Below are 22,613 nucleotides of genomic sequence, written 5' to 3'. Positions count from 1 at the left end.
GGCTGGCCGGCGTGAACCGCACGGGTTGGGCGGCTAATCCTGCGGTGTGGAGCGGCGCCACTTTATTCCGCACTTTTGGGGCGATAAATTCAGGTTCTGGCAAAACATTTGTTCTTTCAGGGACAAGATGGGGCGGAAATTTGACTATCTGGCCGATGTCGAGGCCTTCATCGCTGTGGTCGAGCACGGCTCCTTCACCGCGGGTGCCGTGGCGTTGTCGACCACGCCCTCGGTCTTGAGCCGTGCCGTTGCGCGGCTGGAAACCCGGCTGGGGCGGCAGCTGTTGCAGCGGACCACGCGCCGGCTGGGGCTGACAGATGCGGGCCGGCAGTATCTGGAGCAGGCACGGTCGGCCTTTTCCCTGCTCGACGACGCCGGGCGGGAAGTGCAGGGGCAGGAGGGCGAGCTGGCCGGACGAGTGCGGCTCAGCGTGCCGACTACCTACGGGCACTACCGGCTGCCGCGGCTGCTGGCGCGTTTCGCCCGGCTCCATCCGCGCGTGCAGGTGGATCTGAATATCACTAACCGCACTGTGGATCTGGTGGCGGAAGGGTTTGATCTCGCCATCCGTCTGGGCCATCTGCCGGACAGCGGTCTGGTCGCGCGTAAGCTCGAAGACGCGGCGCTGCTGCTGGTGGCTTCACCCGACTACATCGCGCGCTCCGGCGCGCCGCAGACGCTGGAGGAATTGCGCTGGCACGTCTGCCTGCCTTTCGTGATGCCGCGTACCGGCCGTCTGGCGCCGTGGGCGTTCCGCGAGCACGAACGCGATATCGACTGGCTGCCCAGCTCGTGCATCGAGATTTCGGACGATGTGCTCGGCGTGGTGTCGCTGGCCGAGCACGGTGTCGGCATATGCCAGAGCTATGAGTTCATCGTGCGCGAACGCCTGGAGCGCGGCCGGCTGGTGGAACTGCTGCCGCAGTTGCGCGGGCGCTCGCGGCCGTTTTCCGTCGTGTATGCGCCGCACCGGCGGCAGTCTGCGGCGGCGCGGGCCATGATCGAGGTGCTGGTTTCGGAAGCGATGGCCGGGCCGGGCGGCGTTGCGTGAGGGCGTGTTTCTGCGGCCTGCGGTGGTCCCGGGTTCAGAAGCACTGAGTGTAGGCCACGGTCTGCGCACTCTGGCCAATCCACGCCGTCGAATGTCTGTCAGCGCCGGCAGCCGGCTGGCTACAGGGCAACGTTCGTGGCGCCGCGGCGGGATCGGCCCGCTTGCGCCGGAGGCGCCGGGGTGTTCCCGGTCAGTGGCTGCATCTAGGGCGGTTTCCGCGGCTGCATGAAGTTGCGCATGCGCAACGGCCGGGCCGCGAGCGCCCGCCGCTGCCTTGCAACGGCCTGGCAACAGGCCTCCCGCGTCGGTGTGACTGGCGGTGGTCACGCCAGCCCCGTGCGTTCCGCCGCGCTCGTTCCGGCTCACGCCTGCGCTGGGTGAGCTGTGCCGTCCAGACATTGGCCGGTGCGATTCGTCCCAGCGGCGTTGTAGGGCTCTGCCGCAGGGCCGAGCATGCGCGCGTCCGCTGGTTCTCGCCGTCGCGGCCTTGCCGCTGCGCGCCCAGGCGGAAAAACCGGCTGCGCCCAGGCGCGGCCGGCAGCGTGGGAACTTGGAGGAAGTCATGTCAGGAATACGCAACGCTTGCATCGGAAAGCTGCGATTTCGTTTATTGCCGTCCCTGCGCCGGGCCGGCGGCTGGTTGTGCGCGGCCGCTGCGCTGTCAGCCGGCGGCGCGATGGCGCAGAGTTCGGCCGATCCGTATATCTACAAGCTTGGCGTATATGCCACCCGCGCGCAGGCGGAAGCGGCGATGCGCAGCGATCCGGACAATGCCGGCCGCGGGCCGCATCTGGAACACGTGGCCACGGTGCGCACCAGCGCGATCCGGGTGATGTTCCAGTACACGGTACGTTCGCGGCCTGCGCAGTCCATCGTCGGTTCCAGCTATCGCGCGGACATGGGCAGCATGGGCAGCGGCATCTTCGGCTGCACGCCGCTGTCGTCGGATCCGGCCTATCCCAGCCTGTGCGGCAGCGAATCCAATCTGATCGCCGCGGCGGAACAGGAAATCGTGTCGCGCTGGGCGGGCTGCACGCTGACCGGTACCACGGTTGCCACGCCCTACGGTACGCCGCAGCTGCGGCACACCGGCGCGGTGGAGTCGTCGCTGCGTCTGACCACGCGCGCGAGCTGCAGCGGCGGCACCACGCGCAGCCACACCTGGAGCGTGGCCAAGCGCCAGACCTTGCACTGCCCCGCCGATTTCGAGCCCATCGCCGGTGCCGCACCGGAGGCAACCCTGGCGGACCTCAACCATTGCGGTCCGCCGGGCAACGAACTGCCGGTGCTGATCAATGGTCCGCTGCAGCAGTGCAGCAGCTGCGCGGCCAGTGCCAACCCGGTCTATCCCGCCACCGGCGAGAAGGCGCGCACGGAGCCGGATTTCACTTTTGCCGGGCGCACGTTCACGCGCTACTACCATTCGCTGCGCCAGTTCCGCCCCAACAGCCGCTTTGCCGAGGGCTGGAGCCACAGCTATGCCGATTCGGTCAGCGCCGACGGCGACACGGTCAACCTGGTCAGCGAGGAAGGCTATCTCGAAGGTTTCGTGCAGTACCAGACCGGCCGGTTTCGCGGCGAGAACTCCCAGGACCGCATCATCGAGCGCGTCAACGCCGGCGGCATAGGCTGGCGCCTGCGCGAGCCCGACGGGCGCCTGCGCGAGTACGACAGCGATGGCCGGCTGCTGCATGTGCGCGACCCGGCCGATCCGCGCAACGATGTAACGGTGGGACGCGAGGGCAGCCTGCTGACGTCGCTGACGACCGCCGGCGGGCGGCAATTGCGCTTTGTATACCGTGCCAACCTGCTGCAGCGCATCGAGCTGCCCGATGGCGGGCAGGTCGGCTACAGCTACGACAGCGCGCGCAATCTTGTCGCCGTGGATTACGGCGGCGGTGCGGTGCGCCAGTACCACTACAACGAAGCCGGCCTGGCCGGCAGCGCCGACCAGGTGCACTACCTGACCGGCATCACCGCCGAGGACGGACAGCGCTTCGCTTCCTTCAGCTACGATGCGAATGGCCGTGTGACCACCAGCCGCGTATTCGGTACGCCCAACGAGCTGACCACGGTCAGCTATACCGGCGCCGACCAGGCCAGCGTGGCGAATGCCGACGGCGGTACCGACGGCTACAGCTACGAGCCCGGCATCTATCGCCGCCTGCTGGGACGCAGCGACGGCGGCGGCAGCGAGAGCCGCAGCTACGACAGCACCGGCCGCCTGCAGCAGCTGACCGACCGCCGCGGCTATGTCAGTCAGTTCGAGTACCAGCCTGCCTATCTCTCGGCGGTGATCGAGGCGGTGGGACAGGCCGAGCAGCGGCGTACGGAATTCCTGCGCGACGCCGGCACCCAGCGCCTGCTCCGGCGCCGCGTGCTGGACCAGGCCGGCAACGTGAAGTCGCAGGAGCAATGGACCTACAACAGCCGCGGCCAGGTGCTCACGGCCAGCGTGGACGATGTATCCACGTCAATCTCGCGCACCACCACGACCCACTATTGCGAAGCAGCCGACGTGAGCGCCGGCAGTTGTCCGCTGGTGGGCCTGGTGACCGCGGTCGACGGACCGCGCGCACTGCCGGTGGCCGATATCACTACGTACACCTATCGCATGGCCGACGATCCGGCCTGCGCCGCGACGCCGGCCACCTGTGCCTATCGCAAAGGCGATCTCTGGAAAGTCACCAACGCCCTGGGCCAGGTCGGCGAGCTGCTGCGCAGCGACGGTGCCGGCCGGCCGCTGTCCCTGCGGGATGCGAACGGCGTGGTGACGGACATGGAATACAACGCCCGCGGCTGGCTGGTGGCGCGCAAGCAGCGCGGCACCGACAACGGCAGCGAGAGCGACGACCGCGTCACGCGCCTCGACTACACGCCAGGCGGACAACTGGCGCGCCTGATCGAGGCCGACGGCGCATTCACGCAGTACAGCTACGATGCGGCGCGGCGGCTGACGCGCATTACCGACAGCACCGGCAGCTACATCGAGTTCACGCTCAATGCGGCGGGCCAGCAGATTGGCGAAGCCACCCGCGACAGCGCCGGCACGCTGCGCCGCAGCCTGACGCGCAGCTACAACACCCTGGGCCAGCTGCAGGCGCAGACGGATGCCTATGCCAACGCGGTGAGCTTCAGCTACGACGCAGCCGGCAACAACACGGGGCAGGTCGATGCGCGCGACTATGCTTCCAGCCAGGTGTTCGATGCGCTGGGACGGCTGCAGCAGATCGCGCGCGATACCGCGGGGATCAACCAGACCAGCGGCATACAGTACGACCTGATGGACCGCCCCATCGAAGTGACCGATGCCAACGGAGAGCCGACCAGCTATGTCTACGACGGATTCGGCAGCCTGCTGACGCGCTTCAGTCCCGACAGCGGGATCACCCAGTACACGTATGACAGCGCCGGCAACCTGAGCAGCCAGGTCGATGCGCGCGAACTGCCGGCGTTCCACAGTTACGACGCCCTGAATCGTCCGCTGGTGACCAGCTATTTCGATACCAGCCTGACCGTCACACGCAGCTACGACAGCAACGCCGCCTGCCCGGCCGGCGAAAACTTCGTCGTGGGACGCCTGACCCGGCTGGTGGATCCCAGCGGCAGCACCGACTTCTGCTACAACCGCTATGGCGATCTGGTACGCAAGATCCAGCAGACCAATGGCCGCACCTTCGTGCTGCGGTGGCACTACGGCAGCAGCGGCCGGCTCACCGGCATGACGTATCCCTCGGGCATGGAACTGGACTACGTCTACGACAGCCAGGGCCGCGTGCGCGAGATCGGCGTACTGCGCGAAGGCGTGCCGCGGGAACGGCTGATCTACGACGCGGCCTATCATCCCTTCGGCCCGGTGGCGCAGTGGCGCTACGGCAACGGCCGCCTCATGCAGCGCGACGCCGATCTGAACTATCGCCCGCAGCTGGTCAGCGATGCGGCGCCGGGCGGCATCGCCTACCGCTATGGCTACGACGAGGCCGGCAACCTGCGCGAACTGGGCGGTGCCAACCCGGCCGATCCGCCGCTGCGCCGCTATGTGCATGACAGCCTGGGGCGGCTCACCGCGGCGAAGGATGCGGCCAACGTGACGCAGTACAGCTACAGCTACGATCCCAACGGCAATCGCGAGAGCAAGGGCCAGTGGGTGTCCTACAGCAATTGCAGCATTCCCGGCGATCCCGGCAGCTGCACCACGACGCCAGTGTTCACCACCACCAGCTACGGCTATGCCGGCGGCCGGCTGGCATCGGTGGGCAGCGAAGCGCGCAGCTACGATGCCGCCGGCAATCTCGACAGCATAGGCACGGGCCAGCCCGGCGGTCCGCGCTGGCTGTACGTGCATGACGATGCAGGCCGCCTGCAGGGGGCTTCCGGCCACGCCGGGGCTGCGGGCTACTTCTACAACGGCCTGGGCGAGCAGGTGATGCGCAGCCTGGCCAGTGCCACGTTTTTCCTCCATGGCGAAGATGGCGAATGGCTGGCCGAGTACGGCAGCAGCGGCCAGGCGCAGCAGGAAATCATCTGGCTGGGCGAATTGCCGGTCGGTGTGCTGCGGCCCGACGGCGGACTGGGCCGTCTCTACTACGTGCAGCCCGACGCGCTGGGCACGCCGCGCGTAGTCATCGATCCCACGCGCGGCGCGCAGGGCGTTGCGGTATGGCGCTGGGATCTGGCCGGCGAGCCGTTCGGCGTCGATGCCCCGGAGCAGGATCCCGATGCCGACGGCAACGGGTTCGTGTTCGACATGCGCTTCCCGGGGCAGCGCCATGACGCCGGCAGCGGGCTGAACTACAACTACTTCCGCGATTATGAGGCGGAAACCGGGCGCTATGTGCAGAGTGATCCGATTGGGCTGAAAGGTGGATTGAACACCTATGCCTATGTGGGCGGGAACCCGGTCAACTTCATTGATCCTCTCGGACTACAGTCAGCCGCTGTGCGCACGGCGGCGGGCACAACCAGGCCCATCAACCCAGGCTTCGTTGGCAATGGAGATCCATCAGGCGTGAATAGCTGGACCTGGCCGGTAGCGACAAAAGAACCGACGCCTCTGGTTACTGAACCAATGGATCAAAGGGTCGGGGATTTTTTGCTTCGCCAGTTATCGAAACTGAATCCATTCGAGATATTTGCAGAGGCTCTCAACAATACGATGGCCGCCTCCTGCGCAGAGGAGGAAGAAGCTAAGGAAAGGAGTTGCCGGGCGCTGAAGAACAGTATTCTGAACACATGCGCCAGCCTGAAAGGCAGGAAGAAATTCGCTTGCTTCGAGGCCGCGAATACGTCCTATAGACAATGCATGGGATACGAATAATGCGGGTTGGCCCGGTCATAGCCACGAGAAAATTGCTGTACTCGGTTTCTGGAGAGTCAGGGCGGCATGAGTTCTCGATACTCATATCGGAGCCTTTTCTCTTGACTGAGGGATCAGTCCCATTCGATTTCAGCGAGGGGACCGCCGGTTGCACGATCGGATTCTCTGGCTTGCCGGAAAAGGAAATTGTCGTATACGGAGCAGACAAGATTCAGGCGCTGGAATTCGCAGTTGACATTGATCCTTATCTGCGCGGCTTAAGCCGGAAGTACGACTTCTTCTGGGAGAACGGGGATCCGTATTTCGACGAAAGTGCAAAGTGACACCTGAAGCACCTGAAGCCCCGCATTGCGGGGCTTCTTTTGACGACAGCAAATACACCAGAAGCATGTCGTCGAAAGGGCAAATGCTTCTGATGCCGCGCGGGCATGGTGCGGAACTTGCGTTGCACCGGGGGCGCATCCGCGTGGAAAGCCCCTGGAGTAGCGTCATGCCCGATACCAGCAAACCCGCTCGCGGCGAAGCCGAAGTGAGCAAGAAGGCCCCGCAATCCGCAAAACCCGGACAGCACCAGCGCGAGCTGGCGCAAGAGGCGCAGCGCAAGGCCGCGCAGGCGCAGCGCAGCACTACGGATGCGCAGAATCGCATCCATTCGCGCAATCGCGTTTCCGACAAGGATGCCGACAACCCGAACAGCGGCAAAAGTTGATCGGGCATTCCGCGGCCCGGCGCAATGCCGGGCCGCATTTTGCAACGTGGGGCGGCTGGCGGCAGCGCCTGGTTCCCCGAGGCAAACGCAATGACCGCGCGCAGCAGCGCGTGCATGTCAACCAGCCATCGCTGATGCAGCCGGACTTTCGTCGCCAGGCCCCGGCGCTGATAATCCCAGGGCTTCCGCAGCTGCAGAGCCAGCAAGCCCATCGGCGCACAGCGCTGGCAGGATCGGAAGCAGGCGCGGATTCCTCGGCATTTCGGAAGGGAGGTCGAACATGGTCTGGGACAAGCTCCAGCGTCTGTTCGGAGTCAGGCCCGAGGCGGCCCGCAAGCCGGAAGACGTCCGCAGCACCGAAGATGCACCCGAGCCACCGCGCTGCTCGTGGATAGAGGCCGCCGACAATCCCTGGGACGTGCGTGTACTCGATGTGCGCCCGGTCACGCATACGATGACGTCCACCTCCGCCGATCCGAACTGTGCGGCGAATGCGGTTTCGTTTGCGGGAGAGGATGGCCTTTGCTTCGTCGGCCAGGTGCCGCCGGTACAGCGCACGATAGACGCTTCCCTGCGCTTCCCCATCGACGGCTTCCTGGCCGACGGCGTGCTGTTCATTCCGCAGGCGATGGAGCACAAGTGGGCGCTGTTCTACCACGGCGGCAAGATCATCTGCGTGCGCAGCTGGCTGCGCAGCGTGCGGCTGCTAGCCAGCGTGGTGTCGCACGGTACTCATGTCGAAGTGACCCAGATACAGGGTGCGTTCGGCGGCGAGGACGAGGATGCGGAATTCACCCGGCGCCTGTTCGACTGCCTCATGCATACCCATGCGCTGGATACGGTCTGCCCGATTCCGCTGCCGGCCGGTATGACGGCAGATCCGGATTCCGTCGCCTTGTGGTGCATGTCGCTGCTGGGCAACAAGGCCTCCGTCGCAACGCCGCATCCGTTTGCGCGGCGTGATCCGGAACAGCCGCTGCGTACGCATTCGCTGTTTCACATTGCAGTGGCGCGCAACGATACGGCGGAAGTCGAGCGCCAGCTGGCGGCCGGTGTGCCGGTCGATCTGCTGGCCGGCGACGGCCTGGGCGCGCTGCATTGGGCCATGGCGTCCGGCCAGTCGGACATGCTGAAGTTCCTGCTCGGCAAGGGCGCAGCGGTCGATGGGCGTTCCGTGCAGGGCGCGACGCCGCTGATGAATGCGGTGCAGTCGCGCAGCCTGGAGAAAGCTGTCTTGTTGCTGGATCACGGCGCGGATGTGAATGCGCGCGACCGCCGCGGCTTCACCGCATTGCACCGGGCTGCAGATCTGGGCCTGTTCGATCTGGCACAGCTGCTTGTGCAAAGAGGCGGCGTCGACTGCGAGGTGAGCGGACAGACTGCGCGGTCGCTGGCGCAGCGTGGCGGCCATGCCGATATCGTTGCCGCGCTCGATGCGAAAGCCGGGCCGGTTTCGCCGGCGGCATGTGGCCGGGCAGATCGGACACTGCCGCTGCAGTAGCGTGTCAGCCGTCGTCAGGAGTGCTGCCAGGGTGCCAGGTTCGCACTCGTAGTGAAGCCTTTGCAGTAGACCCGCCGCGTCCGATGTTTTCCGCGCGGCGAGGCAGCTGCTGCATCCGCGGCTCCGCGCTTACATCCCGCGCAACCTCCGCTGCAGACTCGGACTCGCCGGTACCCGATCCGTCCTGCCGCGCAGGCTCAGCCAGAATTTCCCGAGTTCGTCTTTGCGCAGCCGGTCTATCGCGGCCACACGTACGACGACGCTGCGATGTACCTGCCAGAACTGCTCCGGGTCCAGCCCGGCGAGCAGTTCCTTCAACGACAGGCGGATCAGCGCATCCTCGCCGCTGGTGGCGACGCGCACGTACTTGTCTTCGGCCTGGAAATAGACGATTTCGTCCAGGCCTATCATGCGTACCTGGTCACCGATTGCCGCGGTGATCCAGCGGATGCGCTGGCTGGGCGGCGGCGCCAGGCGCCGGGCCAGATCATCCAGCACAGCGGTGAGCGGCGGGCGCTGCCGCGCTGCCAGGCGTTCGCGCAGGCGCGTGATTGCCTGCACCAGGCGTTCGCTGCGCACGGGCTTGAGCAGGTAATCGACTGCGCCGGCTTCAAAGGCGGCGACGGCATGGGCGTCGTAGGCGGTGGTGAACACGACCAGCCCGCCGCGTTCGATCACCGCGCGCGCCACGTCCAGGCCGCCCAGGCCGGGCATGCGGATATCGAGGAAGGCCGCGGCCGGCGCGTTTTCCGCGACGGCTTCCAGCGCGGCAATGCCATCCTCGCAGGCGGTGATGCGGTCGAGCTGCGGCCAGAGTTCGCGCAGCAGCCGGCACAGGGCTTCGCGCTGCGGCGCTTCGTCTTCGGCGACGAGCAGGTGCAGCGGCGTCATGCGGGCAACGCCAGGGGCAGGCGGATCTCCGCGACGGCGCCGCGTTCACGTCCGCCGGCCAGGCTGAAAGCGGCCCTGCCGCCGTAGCGCAGCCGCAGCTGCTCACGCAGATTGGCCAGGCCCAGGCCGGCGCCAAGGCCGGCGCGCAGACCCAGGCCGTCGTCGCTGACGCGGACCCGCAGCTCGCCGTCCTGGCGCGACGCCTCCACGCGCACATGGCCGGGTCCCGACTGCGGTTCCACGCCGTGCTTGATCGCGTTCTCGACCAGGCCGATCAGCAGCAGCGGCGGAAACGGCAGCGCGCGCAGTTCCGCCGTGGCGGCGATGGCGAAGCTCAGCCGCTCGCCCATGCGTGCCTGCATCAGTTCGAGATAGGCCGCGCAGATATCCAGCTGCTGGCCCAGCGTGGACGCCGCCACGGCCTGGCCGTCGCGCAGCTGCGGGATGGTGCTGCGCAGATAGGCGACGAGGGCGTCCAGCGCCGCCTCGGCGCGTGCCGGCGAGGCCGCCACCAGGGCGCGGATGGAGGCCAGGCTGTTGAACAGGAAATGCGGTTCGACCTGGGCCTGCAACAGGGCAAGACGTTGCCCGGTCTCGCGCTCGCTCAGGCGCAGCGCGGCCAGTTCCTGGCGCTGCAGACTGGCCTGCAGGCGGCGCTGTTCGTCGAAATAGCCGCGCAGGGCCAGCGCGCCGCCCAGCATGCCGTAGACGATGAGCAGCACGATGGCGTTGAGGGTCAGCGCCAGGGCGTTTTCCAGTGCGCCGGGCGGCACCGGCGGCGGCGCCTGGCCGTAGCGCACCGATACCTCGAACAGATCTTCCAGCCGGTTCGATGCCCAGGCGTCCACGCCCGCGCTCAGCGCCATGCCGACGACAATCGCGACCACCACGCCGCGGCGCTCGCGCTGCGCAGCCCAGCCGCGGTGCCGCACCCAGGTCGCCAGCGCCGGGCCCGTGCCGGTCATGGCCATCAGGCTGGCGAACAGATACACGCTGCCCAGCAGGCCCAGCGCGTAGTCGCCGTACTGCAGGCCGTTGCCGCCGCCGACCAGCAGGGCGATGGCGGCGATGACGATGGCGAATACACGTGTGCGTCCCGTCAGCCAGGCCCGGCTGAATACCGGATAGCGGCGATAGCGCGACCACAGCGGATTGCCCGCCACGACGACATCGGCGGGCAAGGGAAGGTCCAGCGCAAATTTACCGGCGTTCTCCACGCAGCTCCTGCCCGTTCTGTTTCAGCACCAGGGCGACAACCCTGCCGTCGCGCCGTTCGAAGCGCAACTGCGCGGCGGCTTCCGCGGCCACGAACACGTCCGCTTCCACCGCGGTGACGGCAAGCGCCGGCTGGCCGCTGCCCTGTACGTACAGCGTCGCGCCTTCGGCATAGACGCGCAGGGTGAACTCCGGCAGCAGCGCATAGTCGCCGGCGTACCCGGCCAGCGCCTGCGGTTCCAGCTGCAGCGGCGCCGGTGCGGCTACCGCACCGACCCGGCGTGCGATCCGCACGCCGCCGAGCTGGTGGAGTTGCAGGCTGTAGCTGCCGTCGGCCTCGCGCTGCGGGCGCAGCAGCACATCGACCGTGGCAGCGAAGAAATCGCCGCCGCTGTCATAGCCCAGGGCGAGACGCGGCTGGCCGTCGACCTGGGCCGCCAGCGCACTGCCGCGGCGGAGCAGGCGCAGGCGCTGGCCGTCGTCGATGCGATAGTCGCCGACCAGCGCGTCGACAAGTACCGCTGGCGGCCGCGCCAGGCGCCGCGGCGGCGGCAGCGGCAGCGTGGGGTCGAACAGATGCGCGCCGATTTCCACGATGTCGGGAATGGCCGTGTCGCTGAGCAGCACCACGCCGCGGCCGCGCGCGCGGTCGAAGCCGGCGAATGCGGCGAAGCCGCCGGTGCCGCCGTCGTGCAGCAGCACCGTGCCGCTGCCCAAGGGCAGCTTGATCCAGTTCATGCCCATGGCCGGCTCGCCGTCCGTGGGCACATCCTGCTGCGTCAGCGCGATAGCTTCGGCCGCGCTGGAATTGCGCAGGCCCAGCTGCGCCTGCACGTAGGCGACCATGTCACCCAGCGTGGCGCGCACGCCGCCGACGCCGGCAAGGTTGGGACCGAAGGTCCACGGCGGTGTGACGCGGCCGTTGCTCATATGGCCGGGCACCGGCGCCAGGCCGGCGGCGGGTGCGCTGATGAAGCTGGAGCGCATGCCCAGCGGCAGGAACAGCCGTTCGCGCAGCAGCGTTTCATAGTCCTCGCCGCCCAACCGCGCCAGGCCGGCGGACAACAGCATGCTGGCGAAATTGGAATATTCAAAATGTTTACCGGGCGCCTGGGTCAGCGTCGTCTGCGCCAGCGCGGCCAGCAGCAGGTTCTCGTCGAGATAGGCATAGGGATCGTCCATGTCCGGCGGGGCGAAGCCCGGCGGCAGGGCCGGCAGGCCGGAGCGGTGCGTCACCACATGGCGCAGCAGGATGGGCTGGCCCTGGAACTGCGGCACCTGCGCGCCGGGCGGCAGCAGCTGCGCCAGCGGCGTATCCAGCGTGACGCGGCCTTCGCCGATGAACTGCGCCAGCAGGAAGGCGTTCATGGTTTTGCTGATCGAGCCGATCTCGAACGCGCTGCGTGCGTGGATGCGCGGCCGCCCGCCGCCGGCGCAGACGTAAGCCTGGGTCACTCCGCCGTCGATCACGGCCGCGGCGATGCAGGCACCGCTGCGGTCGCCCTGCAGGCGGCGCTGCAGCACGCCGGCCAGTTGCGTCGGCATGGCGGCGCCGGCGCCCAGCGGCAGCAGGGCCAGCAGTGCCATTGCCCATTTCTTCGGTGTCATTGCGCGGTTCCTGTGGGGGAGGTCCGCGCAGGCTAGGCGGCCGCGGCGAAGGCGGCCGGGGTTTGCGACAAAGACAGCCACAGGCGCGACGGCGGCGGGAAAATGGGCGACGGAACCGAGGGCGGACTGCGTTTTTCGTTGCGCGGTGCAGGCAACCCGGCGAGGGGCGCGAATAGGCAGGCCCGCGGTTCCTGGCGCGGCTGTGTGCTGCGTACCGGCCGGTTGCGCGGCATTGGCCGGGGCTGTGGATCTAGCGGTTGATCGGCCGTGCGGCGGATGAAAAGACGCCCGGGTATGGGCCGGTCTGCTGCCCATCGACGGCGCGGCAGCGCTGTCGACGCGGCGGCGGCAGGCGGCGGCCGCTGCGCGGGGTAAGAACAAACCGATGCAAATGTTCAGGCGTTTTATTGCAGCGCGCCTTACCTGCCGAATCGGATGTTGCTATAACTGCCTGCTGAACGGTTCCGTTCACCTCACGTTCCATGCGCTGCCCGCCACAGGATCGTTGCGCGGCCACGCACATCACGCTGATTCCTGGGGGTTTGGTAATGCGCAATTTCCGAATGAACCTGCTGGCCGCCGTCATCGGCGCCAGCGTCTGCGGCCTGACGATCCAGCCGGCGACGGCGCAGGCGCCGCAAAGCGCAACGGCCGCGGCGACGAAGTCGTACATCATCGAATTCGACGAAGCCGGCCTGTTCTATTCCGACGTCGGCATGCGCCAGCGCAAGGTGCCGCTGGACCGGGCGGAGGCCGCGAGCGCGACCGATGCCGGCCGCATCGACGTCAACACGCGCGAAGCGCGCGACTACATCCTGCAGGTGCAGATGCAGCAGCAGGCGCACCTGGCGCAGATCCGCAGCGCGATCGGCCGCAGCAATCTGAACGTCACGCACTACTACAACATCACGCTCAGCGGCATCTCGGCCGATCTGACCGAGGCCGAAGCCGAAGCCGTCGCCCAGGTGGCGGGCGTCAAGGCCATCTACGAAACCCCGCAGCTCAAGCGCGATACCTTCCGCGGCCCGACCTTCATCGGCGCACCGGCGATCTGGAACGGCTCGGCCGTGCCCAGCGGCCTGGGTACGCGCGGCCAGGGCCAGACGCTGGCTTCGCTCGACGGCGGCACCAATTCCACGCATCCGTCCTTCGCCAATGACGCGAGCTGCGGCTTCTCCATCGCGACGCCGAAGCTCAAGAGCGCGCTGGACTGCACCACCGCGTCCACCCCGACCGGCGCCTGCAACGGCCCGAATCCGGAGGATGTCGAAGGCGGTCACGGCGTGCACACGTCGAGCACCGCCGCAGGCAACGTGGTGACGACGACGATCGATCCGACCCTGCCCGTCGTCGCGCCGTACAACTCCATTTCCGGCGTCGCGCCCTGCGCGGCGATCCGCGCCTACAAGATGTGCGACGACACCACCTGCGGCGGCAACGCGACGCTGGCGGCGATCAACAATTTCATGGCGGCCGGCGACGTCACCGCGGTGAACTATTCGATCGGTCCCACCGCCGGCGGCACGTCCAGCACCAATCCGTGGAGCAACGGTTCGGACAAGGAATTCCTTGCCGCCGTGCAGTCCGGCATTTTCGTCGCCGCCTCGGCCGGCAATACCAGTGCCACCCTGACCACGCCGGGCGGCCGCGTCGCCCACCAGGGCCCGTGGATCATGACCGTGGCCAATTCGACCCAGGACGAAGTGATGTCCGCGGGCATCAGCGCCACCGGTCCGGGCACGCCGCCGGCCAATACGCAGGGCATCTACCTGGTGCCGGGCAGCACCACGGCGCCGCTCACCGCGCAGATCACCGGCGATATCGCGATGTACCTGCCCAACATCGAAGGCTGTACCGACGCGGTGGCGCCCAATCCGGCCGTCTCCGACAGCGGCACGCCGGGCGGCGGTTTCCCGGCCGGCACCTTCACCGGCAAGATCGCGCTGATCCAGCGCGGCGACTGCAACTTCTCGGTCAAGATCGACAACGCCATCGGCGCCGGTGCCATCGGCGTGGTGATCTACAACAACATCGTCAACTTCGGCACCGTGTCCATGGACATGAGTGCCGTGACCTCGGCGAATGCCAAGGCGTGGTTCATCGAAGGTCCGTCCGGGCTCGCGCTGAAGAACTTCATCGCCTCCAGTGCGCCGAACGCGGTGCCGGGCAAGATCGATCCGGTCTCCTACGGCCTGCGCCAGGGCGACGTGCTCAACAGCGGCAGCCTGCGCGGCCCCAGCGCCGGCGTCACTGACCTGACCAAGCCGGATATCACTGCGCCGGGCACGGACATCCTCGCCGCCAAGGATCCGGCCAACGACAACTACGGCCTGATGAGCGGTACCTCCATGTCCAGCCCGCACATCGCCGGCGCCGGCATGCTGATGAAGTCGCTGCATCCGAGCTGGTCGCCGGCGGAGATCAAGTCGGCGATGATGCTGACCGCGGTGTCGGGCTTCCGCGAAAACGGCACCACGCCGTGGACGCCGGATGACGTCGGCAGCGGCCGCATCGATCTGTCCAAGGCCGCGCGCGCGGGCTTCGTGATGGACGTGGCGAACTACTTCCCGTCCAACACCACGCGCCCCAGCGTCGCCGACCAGCGCGCGATGAATTTCCCCAGCATGCGCAACACGGTCTGCTCCAAGGCGACCGGCTGCAACTGGACGCGCATCGTCCGCGGCGTGCTGCCGGCCGGCAACTGGACGGCGACGGTGACCAATCCTTCCCCCGACATCACCCTGTCGGTGGCGCCGTCGACCTTCGCGCTGAGCAACGAAAGCATCTTCGCCAACGGCTTCCAGTCCTCGCCGTCGACCAACACCGGCGCTTCGACCCAGTCGCTGACCATCACCGCCCAGCCCGGTGCCGGCGCGCCGGTCTCGACCACGACCTGGTGGTACGGCAAGGTGACCTTCACCGAAGCCAACAACCTCTCGCCGCCGCTGACGATGACGGTGGCGATCAAGGTCGCGAACTGACGCTGCCGATGTGACGCCGACGAAAAGCCCGGGCGCGAGCCCGGGCTTTTTCGTTGTGCGGCCGTGCCCCTGTCAGCTTTCCCGCGCAATGTCGTAAGCCGGAACGAACACGCGCCCTTCCGCGCTGATGCCGCTTCGTGCCATGACCCATTCCGCCCGGCTTGCCGCCGCCTTCAGCCTTGTTTCGCTGCTGCCGTTGCCCGCGGCTGCGCAGATCGACGGCAGCCTCGACACCACGTTCAATCCAAGCGGCGGCGGCCGCATGGCCTTCGCCATCCTCTCGCGCGATCCGGCGGAGACGCCGGGCGCGCTGGGCTGGGCTCAGGTCACGCCGTTCAAGGTACTGCCGCGCGGCGACGGCTCGGCCATCGTCTGGTCGAATGCGGCGACGCCGTACGATCTGCCGATCAGCGCGCCCTCGGTGCCGGTGGCGGTACGCATACTCGCCGACGGCACCTGGGATCCGGCCTGGGGCGCCAGCGGTGGCGGCCGCACCGTGATCTACGTCGGCGAGGACTACGCCTGGCGCGGCAACGATGCGGTGGCCACGCCGGACGGCGGCTCGGCGGTGGTCGGCACCATCGACAACCCCGACGGCAGCAGCGACATGGCGGTGTGGAAGTTCAAGGCCAACGGGCAGGCGGACAGCAGTTTCGGCACGGGCGGCCTGCGCCGTCTGCGCCGCGGCGGACTGCCTTCGGACGCGGGCAAAGCGCTGCAGCTGGCCGATCTCGACCTCATCGGCAACGGCCTGCCTGTCCCGAACCTGCTGATCGTTGCGGGTAACGTGCGCGACGGGCTGAGCGGGCCGCATGGCCTGGGGCTGGCCATCCTGGGCTTGAACGGCGCAATCTGTTCCTCGTCCGTGCCGGCCTGCGGCAACGAGATCGGCGGCGACGTGGGCCAGTCCACGGAATGGTCCCTGCTGCGCATCGGTACCCAGCTATGCCCCAACGGCGCGGACATGGATGTGGCCGACGTGACCAAGTTCGACGCCGGCGTCGGCGATGCGATTCCGGTGCTGATCCGCGGCTGCGGCGATACCGCCGTGGTCAAGCACACGGTGATCGGCAACAGCGGCGCCGGCACCTGGCGCTGGATGACCAATAGCGCCTATGCCAACAACGGCCGCTCGCTGGTGAGCTTCGGCCCGGGTTTCATGGTGGACGGCAACGCCCTTGTGCATGCGCCGCTGCCCGATGTGCCGCTGGGCAATGAATCCCTGGTGATCGCCGGTTTCCGCGCCCAGCCCGACCGCAGTCAGCCGCTGATGCTGGCCGCGCGGCTGAGCCGCAGTTCCTTCACCGCGGTCACCTACGACGCCGATCCGCCGGGCGATTCCTGGCTCAGTCCCGGCGCCTACGCCGATACGCTGCTGCGCCAGCCGGACGGCAAGCTGATCCTCGGCGGCGGCATGGCCTTGTCCAGCTGGACCTTCGGCGACGCGCTGCTGATGCGGCTGAACGCCGATCTCACGCCCGATGCTTCCTTCGGCAACCTCAGCGCCAGCCTGCCGGGGCGGCAGATCTACGGCTACTCCATCGCCGGCAGCGACCGCGACAACCGCGCCAACGCCATGGCGCTGACGCCGGACGGCAAGCTGCTGTTTGCCGGTTATGCCTATGCGAGCAATGACGGCAATTCGCGTTATGGGTCGGTGATGCGGGTGCGGGTGGAGGGCGACAGGATTTTCGCGAACGGGGTCGACGGACTGCCTTGAGCGCGGCGTCTCAGGCGATGAGACCTCAGCAGGCTATAGCCGCGCCCTTGTCCCGGCCGGAACCAGCCCATGTCCACCAACCTCGCCCGCCTGATCGCCGACAACTTGCCCGCGCCGCCGAACCCCGGCCGCCTGCTGGCGCGCCTGGCCGAGCGCTATGCCGACCGCATCACCGGCCAGTTCACGGTGCCGGCGCGGGAAGGGCGCTACGCCGAGCTGCCGGCGGAGCTGCATCCGGATCTGCGCCGCGCCCTGCTCGCGCGCGGCGTGGAGCGGCTGTACAGCCATCAGGCCGAGGCCTGGGCCAGCGTGCAGCAGGGGCGGCATACCGTCGTCGTCACGCCGACGGCTTCGGGCAAGACGCTGTGCTATACCTTGCCCGTGGTGCACGCGGCCATGCAGCAGCGGGCCAAGGCGCTGTACCTGTTTCCGACCAAGGCCCTGGCCCAGGACCAGGTCGCCGAGCTGCTGGAACTCAACCGCGCCGGGAATCTCGGCCTGCGCGCCTGCACCTTCGACGGCGATACGCCGGGCGATGCGCGCCAGGCAGTGCGGCTGCACGGCGATATCGTGGTCAGCAACCCGGACATGCTGCACCAGGGCATGCTGCCCCATCACACCAAGTGGGCGCAGTTCTTCGAGAACCTGCGCTACGTCGTCATCGACGAGATCCACAGCTACCGCGGCGTGTTCGGCTCGCACCTGGCCAATGTGCTGCGCCGGCTGGCGCGAATCTGCGCGTTCTATGGCGCCGAGCCGGTGTTCATCCTGTGCTCGGCGACGATAGGCAATCCGCGCGAGCACGCGGAGAACCTGATCGGGCGCCCGGTCCATGCGATCGAGGAAAGCGGCGCGCCGGCCGGCGAGAAGCATGTGCTGCTGTGGAACCCGCCGGTGGTGAACCCGGACCTGGGCCTGCGCGCCTCGGCGCGCTCGCAGGTCACGCGCATCGCGCGCGCGGCGATACGCGCCAAGCTCAAGACCCTGGTGTTCGCGCCGTCGCGGCTGATGGTGGAAGTGCTGACCAAATACCTCAAGGATGTGTTCGACAACGACCCGCGCAAGCCGGCGCGCATCCACGCCTACCGCGGCGGCTACCTGCCGACCGAACGCCGCCGCACCGAGCAGCTGATGCGCAGCGGCGATATCGCCGGCCTGGTCAGCACCTCGGCGCTGGAACTGGGCGTGGACATCGGCGCGCTGGACGTGGTGCTGCTGCAGGGCTATCCCGGTTCGGTCGCGGCGACCTGGCAGCGTTTCGGCCGCGCCGGCCGGCGCCAGCAGGCGGCGATAGGCGTGCTGGTCGCCTCCAGCCAGGCGCTGGACCAGTACATCGTGCGCCATCCCGAATTCTTCCGCAGCGCGCCGCCGGAGCAGGCGCGCATCGCACCGGACCAGCCGCTGATCCTGCTCGACCATATCCGCTGCGCCGCGTTCGAGCTGCCCTTCGTCGACGGCGACAGCTTCGGTCCGGTGCAGCCGGAGGCTTATCTGCAGGTGCTGGCCGAATCCGAGGTCATCCACCATGAGGGAACGCGCTGGGAATGGATCGCCGACGCATATCCGGCCATCGCGGTGAACCTGCGCTCGGTCGCCGACGGCAATTTCGTCGTGATCGACCGCAGCGAAGGGCGCCAGTCCATCATTGCCGAAGTGGATTATTCCAGCGCCGCGCTGACCTTGTACGAAGGCGCCATCCACATGGTGCAGTCCGTGCCGTATCAGGTGGAACGGCTGGACTGGGAAGGGCGCAAGGCCTATGTCACGCGCACCCATGCGGACTACTACACCGACGCCATCGACTACACCCGGCTCAAGGTGCTGGAGCGCTTCGACGGCGTGCGCGCGGGGCAGGGCGGGGCGTACCTGGGCGAGGTGCATGTGGTGCGCCGCGTCGCCGGCTACAAGAAGATCCGCTACTACACCCACGAGAACATCGGCTACGGCCCGGTCAGCCTGCCCGACCAGGAACTGCATACCACCGCGCTGTGGTGGCAGCTGCCGCAGGAGGCGCTGGAGACCGAATTTGCCTCGCGCCAGGACGCGCTGGACGGTTTCCTCGGTGCCGCCGCGGTGCTGCATACCGTCGCCAGCGTGCGCGTGATGGCCGAGGCGCGCGACCTGATGAAATCGGTGGGCAGCGGCGACGGCAACGCCTTCGTCGAGCATGACCGCCAGGGCCGCGGGCGCTGGCAGGCCGGCATCGACGCTGCGGCGGACGGCGAGCGCTTCACGCCGACGGTGTATTTGTATGACAACTATCCCGGCGGCGTGGGCCTGAGCGATCCGCTGTTCCGCGTGCAGGCCGAGCTGGTGCGCGCGGCACGCGAGCTGATCCAGTCCTGCGCCTGCCGCGCCGGCTGCCCCGCCTGCGTAGGCCCGGTGCTGGCCGCGGCCGAGACCGGCGCGGCCACGCCCAGGCAGCAGGCGGCGCGCGTGCTGGCAATGCTGGATGCGGCATGAGCGCGCTGCTGGAGAAATTGCAGCGGCTGCGGCGGCAGGCGGGGGCGGTTTCCGCGGCGGGTTCCAGGAGCGCGGCGACAGCGGCGCAAACGCCGGCAAACGCGGCCGTTGAATCGCTCGCGGGCGAAGGTGCGGAAGCGGTGCCGCGCGTTGCGGCGGAATCGTCATCTGCGGCTTCGCCGCTATCTCCAGCGAAGCCGGCGCCGGGCCTGCCGGCGCGATCAGGGGCACCGGTCGCGGCGGAGCTGCAGCGGCTGCGCCGTCTGCTCGATCTGCGTCCGGCGTCCGAACTGCCGCCGCCGCGCCGTGCGCCGTCGGCCGCGCCGCTGCGCGGCGAGGAGATCGCGCCCGGCCTCTACTTCGTCGAGCAGCATTTTCCCGATCCGGGGCCGGCCGCGCTGCTGCCGCCGCGCTGGCCCCAGGCCGAGCCGGTCCCCTGCGAGCGCTTCCTCTGCTTCGACAGCGAGACCACCGGGCTGGCCGGCGGCTCCGGCACGCGCGCTTTCATGCTGGGGGCTGCGGACTGGCGCGAGGGCGGACTGCGGGTGCGTCAGCTGTATCTCAGCGCCCTGTCCGGCGAAGCCGCGATGCTGGCCGAGTTCGCGCGCTGGATACAGCCCGACAGCGTGCTGGTCAGCTACAACGGCCGCAGCTACGACGCACCGCTGTTGGCCGCGCGCTACCGCCTGCAGCGCCTGCCCGATCCAATCAAGCCCTGCGCGCATGTGGACTTGCTGCACCCGGTGCGCCGCGCCTACCGCGGGCGCTGGGAGAACTGCCGTCTGGCCACGATAGAACGGCGCCTGCTGCAGATCGTGCGCGAGGACGACCTGCCCGGCTCGGAAGCCCCTGCCGCCTGGCGCAGCTGGCTGCGCCAGGGCTTCAGCACCAATTTGCTGCGCGTGCTGGAGCACAACCGCCAGGACGTGATTACCCTGGCGCGGCTGCTGCGGCATATGGATCAGGCGGCGAGCCCGGATGGGTGGATGCAGGGGTGAGCGCTTGGCGGTATTCGCGGGACCGGTGCCGAACATCGCGCAGGGAGCCGGATGGGACGGTGCGGACGGGCGGGTGCGGGGCGCTGTGGCGCGGGTGTCCGCGGGCGATGGATCCAACGCCGTGGCTGCCGGCGGGGAAGCGGGCCCATGCGTGCGGCGCTGCTGCCCGTGATGCGGCTGGAGGGATGCGGCAAAAAAGAGTGAGTGCGGAGGAGGTTGGGGAAATAGCTGGCCCGGGCATTGGCTTTGCTATCGCTCCTCCACACTCAAGCTCTGCTCGAAACGACCGCTGTCCTGTGTACTGTGGCGGCTGCGGCATCGGGGGCCGCGGGCCGGATCTGTTCCTGTGCCGCTGTGTTCAGTGCCGGCGGCGGCTGCATGTCCTCAATTGAAATCCCGGTTGCATTTTCAGTTCCCGGGGCTCCGCCGCTGCCGTGCCTGGCATCCGGTGAAATTGCCTGGATGGCGCCGAGGCAGGTCGGCAGGCTTCCTGGCTCTGCCGGTCGGTGCCATCCAGGCCCCGTCGAACTGGCGGAACCTGCTGCATAAATAGCCCGGATGAGATTGCGGGAGGTGGCGGAGCGTCCGTGCGGCTGCGCCGAAACCTCATCCAGGCTGGTCAACGGTGGGGCGTCCCTGCCCGCTGCTCCTGCTGGCCGCGAATCCGCAACGTGATCCGGCGCGGCCGCCGGGAATTCAGAGAATGCGGCACTGCAATCCGCACAGCTGGTCCTCGTGCAGCGCATCGGCGATGTGCTGCCAGGTCCGCATCGGGTTCAGGTCGCCGCGGTACAGGTCCGTATCCAGTTCAATCGCGAACGTGGGCCAGCCGTCGCGCGGGGTGGGAACCTGACGGACCCGGTAGTGGCCCTGCGGCATCGCTTCAAAAAGGATGTTGAGCAGGGTTTCGCGGGCGACTTCCGGTTCCTGGTTGATCGCGACCGAGTGCGTATTGGTCCAGCTGAGACTCATGGCTCTTCCCTCGTGCAGAGCCCTTGGTTGACTGCAATGTATCAATTTGCACGTTCTTGTCCGTACGGGGTTTCCACCAGCGGCGGCGAGGGAATAAGCCTAGAAATTGCGGGGATGGGCGGGAAGGCGCGGGGTGCGGGGCGCGGGTGTCGCGCGGGAATTGCGCGCGGTATTCGCCGGAGCGGGGCGGGGCGGAAGGGCGCGCTGCGCGCGGAATGTGGATGCCCCAGGCCATGGAATGTCCCCGACCACTGCCCACGCCGGGAGCCTTCACTCCCTCCGTCCACAGGCGGATTCAAGCCCTCCGCACCGGCAACCATATCGCCGCTCCCCGGCGCCAGGCGCCATCCCCGATTGACGGATGCGTAGGGTTTTGCGCATGGTTCACGTTTCAGGGGAAGTTGTCGGGTTCGCTTCCGACGTTCAGCGAGGAAGGGTTATGGGCGGCTCCGTTCCCTGGCAGGGCGGTCGTACTGTCATTGTCGACGACAACATGACGGCGGCGACCATGCTGGCCGATTTTCTGCGTCTGATCGGCCATGATTCCGAGGTTCTTCCGGTGACCAGCGTGCAGGACATCGCCGCGAACATCCTGCGGCGCGCGCCGGACGTCGCCTTTCTGGACATCAGCCTGGCCGGGCTGGACGGCTGCGAGATCGCCGGGCTGCTGCGCGCGCGGGGCTGTACTTCGCACCTGATCGCGATTACCGGTTTCGGCGACCCGGATGATTTCGAGCGTTCGCGCCGGGCCGGTTTCGACGAGCACTGGACCAAGCCGCTGGATGTGGAGCGGATCGAGCGGTTCATGGCCGCGCCGCCGCGGCGGGCCTAGTGCGGCGGCGGCGGCGCCGAGCCGGCCAGCCGTGCCGGTGCGCCATGCCGGCTGCGTTGAAAGCATGCGTACGCTCGCGTCGGATCGCTACAGGCCGCGCCTGATCGTCGCCATCGTCGCATCGTCGGCGCGCCGGCCGCGCTCGCGGCCATCCTGCAGGCCGGCAAGCCCGGCGTAGTCATCGCCCTCTGCCTCGCCGGGCCGAACCGGCAGTGCCCGCTCGCCCGCCGTCCGGTGCGGGCCGCGCCGCTTCCCGCCGGTGGGCGCGACCGCAATCCCGCCGCCTTCCCGCTGGCCGCCAGCGCCGCTCCGGTGCCTGTGGCGTATTGCCGCATCGCCTGCGCAAAGCCGCGCC

13 protein-coding genes and 1 pseudogene are annotated in these 22,613 nt (G+C 68.1%); 10 read left to right on the top strand and 4 right to left on the bottom strand.

Annotation, left to right across the window (positions count from 1 at the left end; translation table 11 throughout):
• Positions 1–127: 127 nt before the first annotated feature.
• From NM961_RS18280 to NM961_RS18260, 5 genes are all read left to right on the top strand, one after another.
• On the top strand, positions 128–1,051 hold the full coding sequence (locus NM961_RS18280; RefSeq protein ID WP_255915851.1) for a LysR family transcriptional regulator: 924 nt from the start codon (positions 128–130) through the stop codon (positions 1,049–1,051).
• A gap of 676 nt (positions 1,052–1,727) precedes the next feature.
• On the top strand, positions 1,728–6,368 hold the full coding sequence (locus NM961_RS18275) for an RHS repeat-associated core domain-containing protein (RefSeq protein WP_255915850.1): 4,641 nt from the start codon (positions 1,728–1,730) through the stop codon (positions 6,366–6,368).
• Positions 6,369–6,469: 101 nt separating this feature from the next.
• Entirely contained in the window at positions 6,470–6,691 is a 222-nt protein-coding gene (locus tag NM961_RS18270; protein ID WP_255915849.1) for a hypothetical protein, read from the top strand.
• Positions 6,688–7,077 (top strand): hypothetical protein, encoded by a 390-nt coding sequence (locus NM961_RS18265; RefSeq protein WP_255915848.1) that lies wholly within the window; start codon positions 6,688–6,690, stop codon positions 7,075–7,077. The genes NM961_RS18270 and NM961_RS18265 overlap by 4 nt, the downstream gene beginning before the upstream one ends.
• A gap of 280 nt (positions 7,078–7,357) precedes the next feature.
• Complete coding sequence (locus NM961_RS18260) at positions 7,358–8,578, top strand: ankyrin repeat domain-containing protein (protein WP_255915847.1); 1,221 nt, start codon at positions 7,358–7,360, stop codon at positions 8,576–8,578.
• A 129-nt stretch (positions 8,579–8,707) separates the two neighbouring features.
• Here the strand turns inward: NM961_RS18260 and NM961_RS18255 are convergent, their stop codons facing one another.
• The 3 genes from NM961_RS18255 to NM961_RS18245 are packed head-to-tail and all read right to left on the bottom strand — an operon-like array spanning position 8,708 to position 12,292.
• A complete protein-coding gene (locus NM961_RS18255; protein WP_255915846.1) occupies positions 8,708–9,469 on the bottom strand; it encodes a LytR/AlgR family response regulator transcription factor in 762 nt (253 codons plus the stop codon).
• On the bottom strand, positions 9,466–10,686 hold the full coding sequence (locus NM961_RS24205; RefSeq protein ID WP_255915845.1) for a sensor histidine kinase: 1,221 nt from the start codon (positions 10,684–10,686) through the stop codon (positions 9,466–9,468). Before NM961_RS24205 ends, NM961_RS18255 begins: the two co-directional genes overlap by 4 nt.
• Positions 10,670–12,292, bottom strand: a complete 1,623-nt coding sequence (locus NM961_RS18245; RefSeq protein ID WP_255915844.1) for a serine hydrolase domain-containing protein — start codon at positions 12,290–12,292, stop codon at positions 10,670–10,672. Before NM961_RS18245 ends, NM961_RS24205 begins: the two co-directional genes overlap by 17 nt.
• Before the next feature lie 548 nt (positions 12,293–12,840).
• Between NM961_RS18245 and NM961_RS18235 the strand changes: the two genes are divergently transcribed.
• From NM961_RS18235 to NM961_RS18220, 4 genes and pseudogenes are all read left to right on the top strand, one after another.
• The gene (locus NM961_RS18235) at positions 12,841–15,273 is read left to right on the top strand and encodes a S8 family serine peptidase (RefSeq protein ID WP_305119243.1); all 2,433 of its coding nucleotides are present in this window, start codon (positions 12,841–12,843) and stop codon (positions 15,271–15,273) included.
• Between the two features lie 142 nt (positions 15,274–15,415).
• Positions 15,416–16,993, top strand: a complete 1,578-nt coding sequence (locus NM961_RS18230) for a delta-60 repeat domain-containing protein (RefSeq protein ID WP_255915843.1) — start codon at positions 15,416–15,418, stop codon at positions 16,991–16,993.
• A gap of 123 nt (positions 16,994–17,116) precedes the next feature.
• A pseudogene (locus tag NM961_RS18225) lies at positions 17,117–19,456 on the top strand (DEAD/DEAH box helicase); the annotation flags it as partial.
• On the top strand, positions 19,453–20,454 hold the full coding sequence (locus tag NM961_RS18220; protein ID WP_255915841.1) for a ribonuclease H-like domain-containing protein: 1,002 nt from the start codon (positions 19,453–19,455) through the stop codon (positions 20,452–20,454). The pseudogene NM961_RS18225 and the gene NM961_RS18220, both read left to right, overlap by 4 nt.
• A 696-nt stretch (positions 20,455–21,150) precedes the next feature.
• On the opposite strand, the gene NM961_RS18215 is transcribed toward NM961_RS18220, so the two are convergent.
• Entirely contained in the window at positions 21,151–21,426 is a 276-nt protein-coding gene (locus NM961_RS18215) for a hypothetical protein (RefSeq protein ID WP_255915840.1), read from the bottom strand.
• A gap of 439 nt (positions 21,427–21,865) precedes the next feature.
• Here NM961_RS18215 and NM961_RS18210 point away from each other — a divergent pair, with 439 nt between their 5' ends.
• Positions 21,866–22,258 carry a response regulator gene (locus tag NM961_RS18210; protein WP_255915839.1) on the top strand — a complete coding sequence of 131 codons (393 nt, stop codon included), beginning with the start codon at positions 21,866–21,868 and terminating at the stop codon, positions 22,256–22,258.
• The last annotated feature ends 355 nt before the right edge of the window (positions 22,259–22,613 follow it).

The sequence above is a fragment of the Tahibacter harae genome, from assembly GCF_024437735.1.
Lineage (GTDB): Bacteria > Pseudomonadota > Gammaproteobacteria > Xanthomonadales > Rhodanobacteraceae > Tahibacter > Tahibacter harae.
The sequence above is the reverse complement of the archived record's forward strand: the minus strand, read 5'-3'. Positions and strand labels throughout refer to the sequence as shown.

Excerpts from the sequence above, each read along its gene's own strand:
- NM961_RS18220 (WP_255915841.1), top strand. The coding sequence starts at position 19,453 with ATGAGCGCGCTGCTGGAGAAATTGCAGCGGCTGCGGCGGCAGGCGGGG.
- NM961_RS18255 (WP_255915846.1), bottom strand. The coding sequence starts at position 9,469 with ATGACGCCGCTGCACCTGCTCGTCGCCGAAGACGAAGCGCCGCAGCGC.
- NM961_RS18210 (WP_255915839.1), top strand. The coding sequence starts at position 21,866 with ATGGGCGGCTCCGTTCCCTGGCAGGGCGGTCGTACTGTCATTGTCGAC.
- NM961_RS18215 (WP_255915840.1), bottom strand. The coding sequence starts at position 21,426 with ATGAGTCTCAGCTGGACCAATACGCACTCGGTCGCGATCAACCAGGAA.
- NM961_RS18280 (WP_255915851.1), top strand. The coding sequence starts at position 128 with ATGGGGCGGAAATTTGACTATCTGGCCGATGTCGAGGCCTTCATCGCT.
- NM961_RS18245 (WP_255915844.1), bottom strand. The coding sequence starts at position 12,292 with ATGACACCGAAGAAATGGGCAATGGCACTGCTGGCCCTGCTGCCGCTG.
- NM961_RS18230 (WP_255915843.1), top strand. The coding sequence starts at position 15,416 with ATGACCCATTCCGCCCGGCTTGCCGCCGCCTTCAGCCTTGTTTCGCTG.
- NM961_RS18260 (WP_255915847.1), top strand. The coding sequence starts at position 7,358 with ATGGTCTGGGACAAGCTCCAGCGTCTGTTCGGAGTCAGGCCCGAGGCG.
- NM961_RS18235 (WP_305119243.1), top strand. The coding sequence starts at position 12,841 with ATGCGCAATTTCCGAATGAACCTGCTGGCCGCCGTCATCGGCGCCAGC.
- NM961_RS18275 (WP_255915850.1), top strand. The coding sequence starts at position 1,728 with ATGGCGCAGAGTTCGGCCGATCCGTATATCTACAAGCTTGGCGTATAT.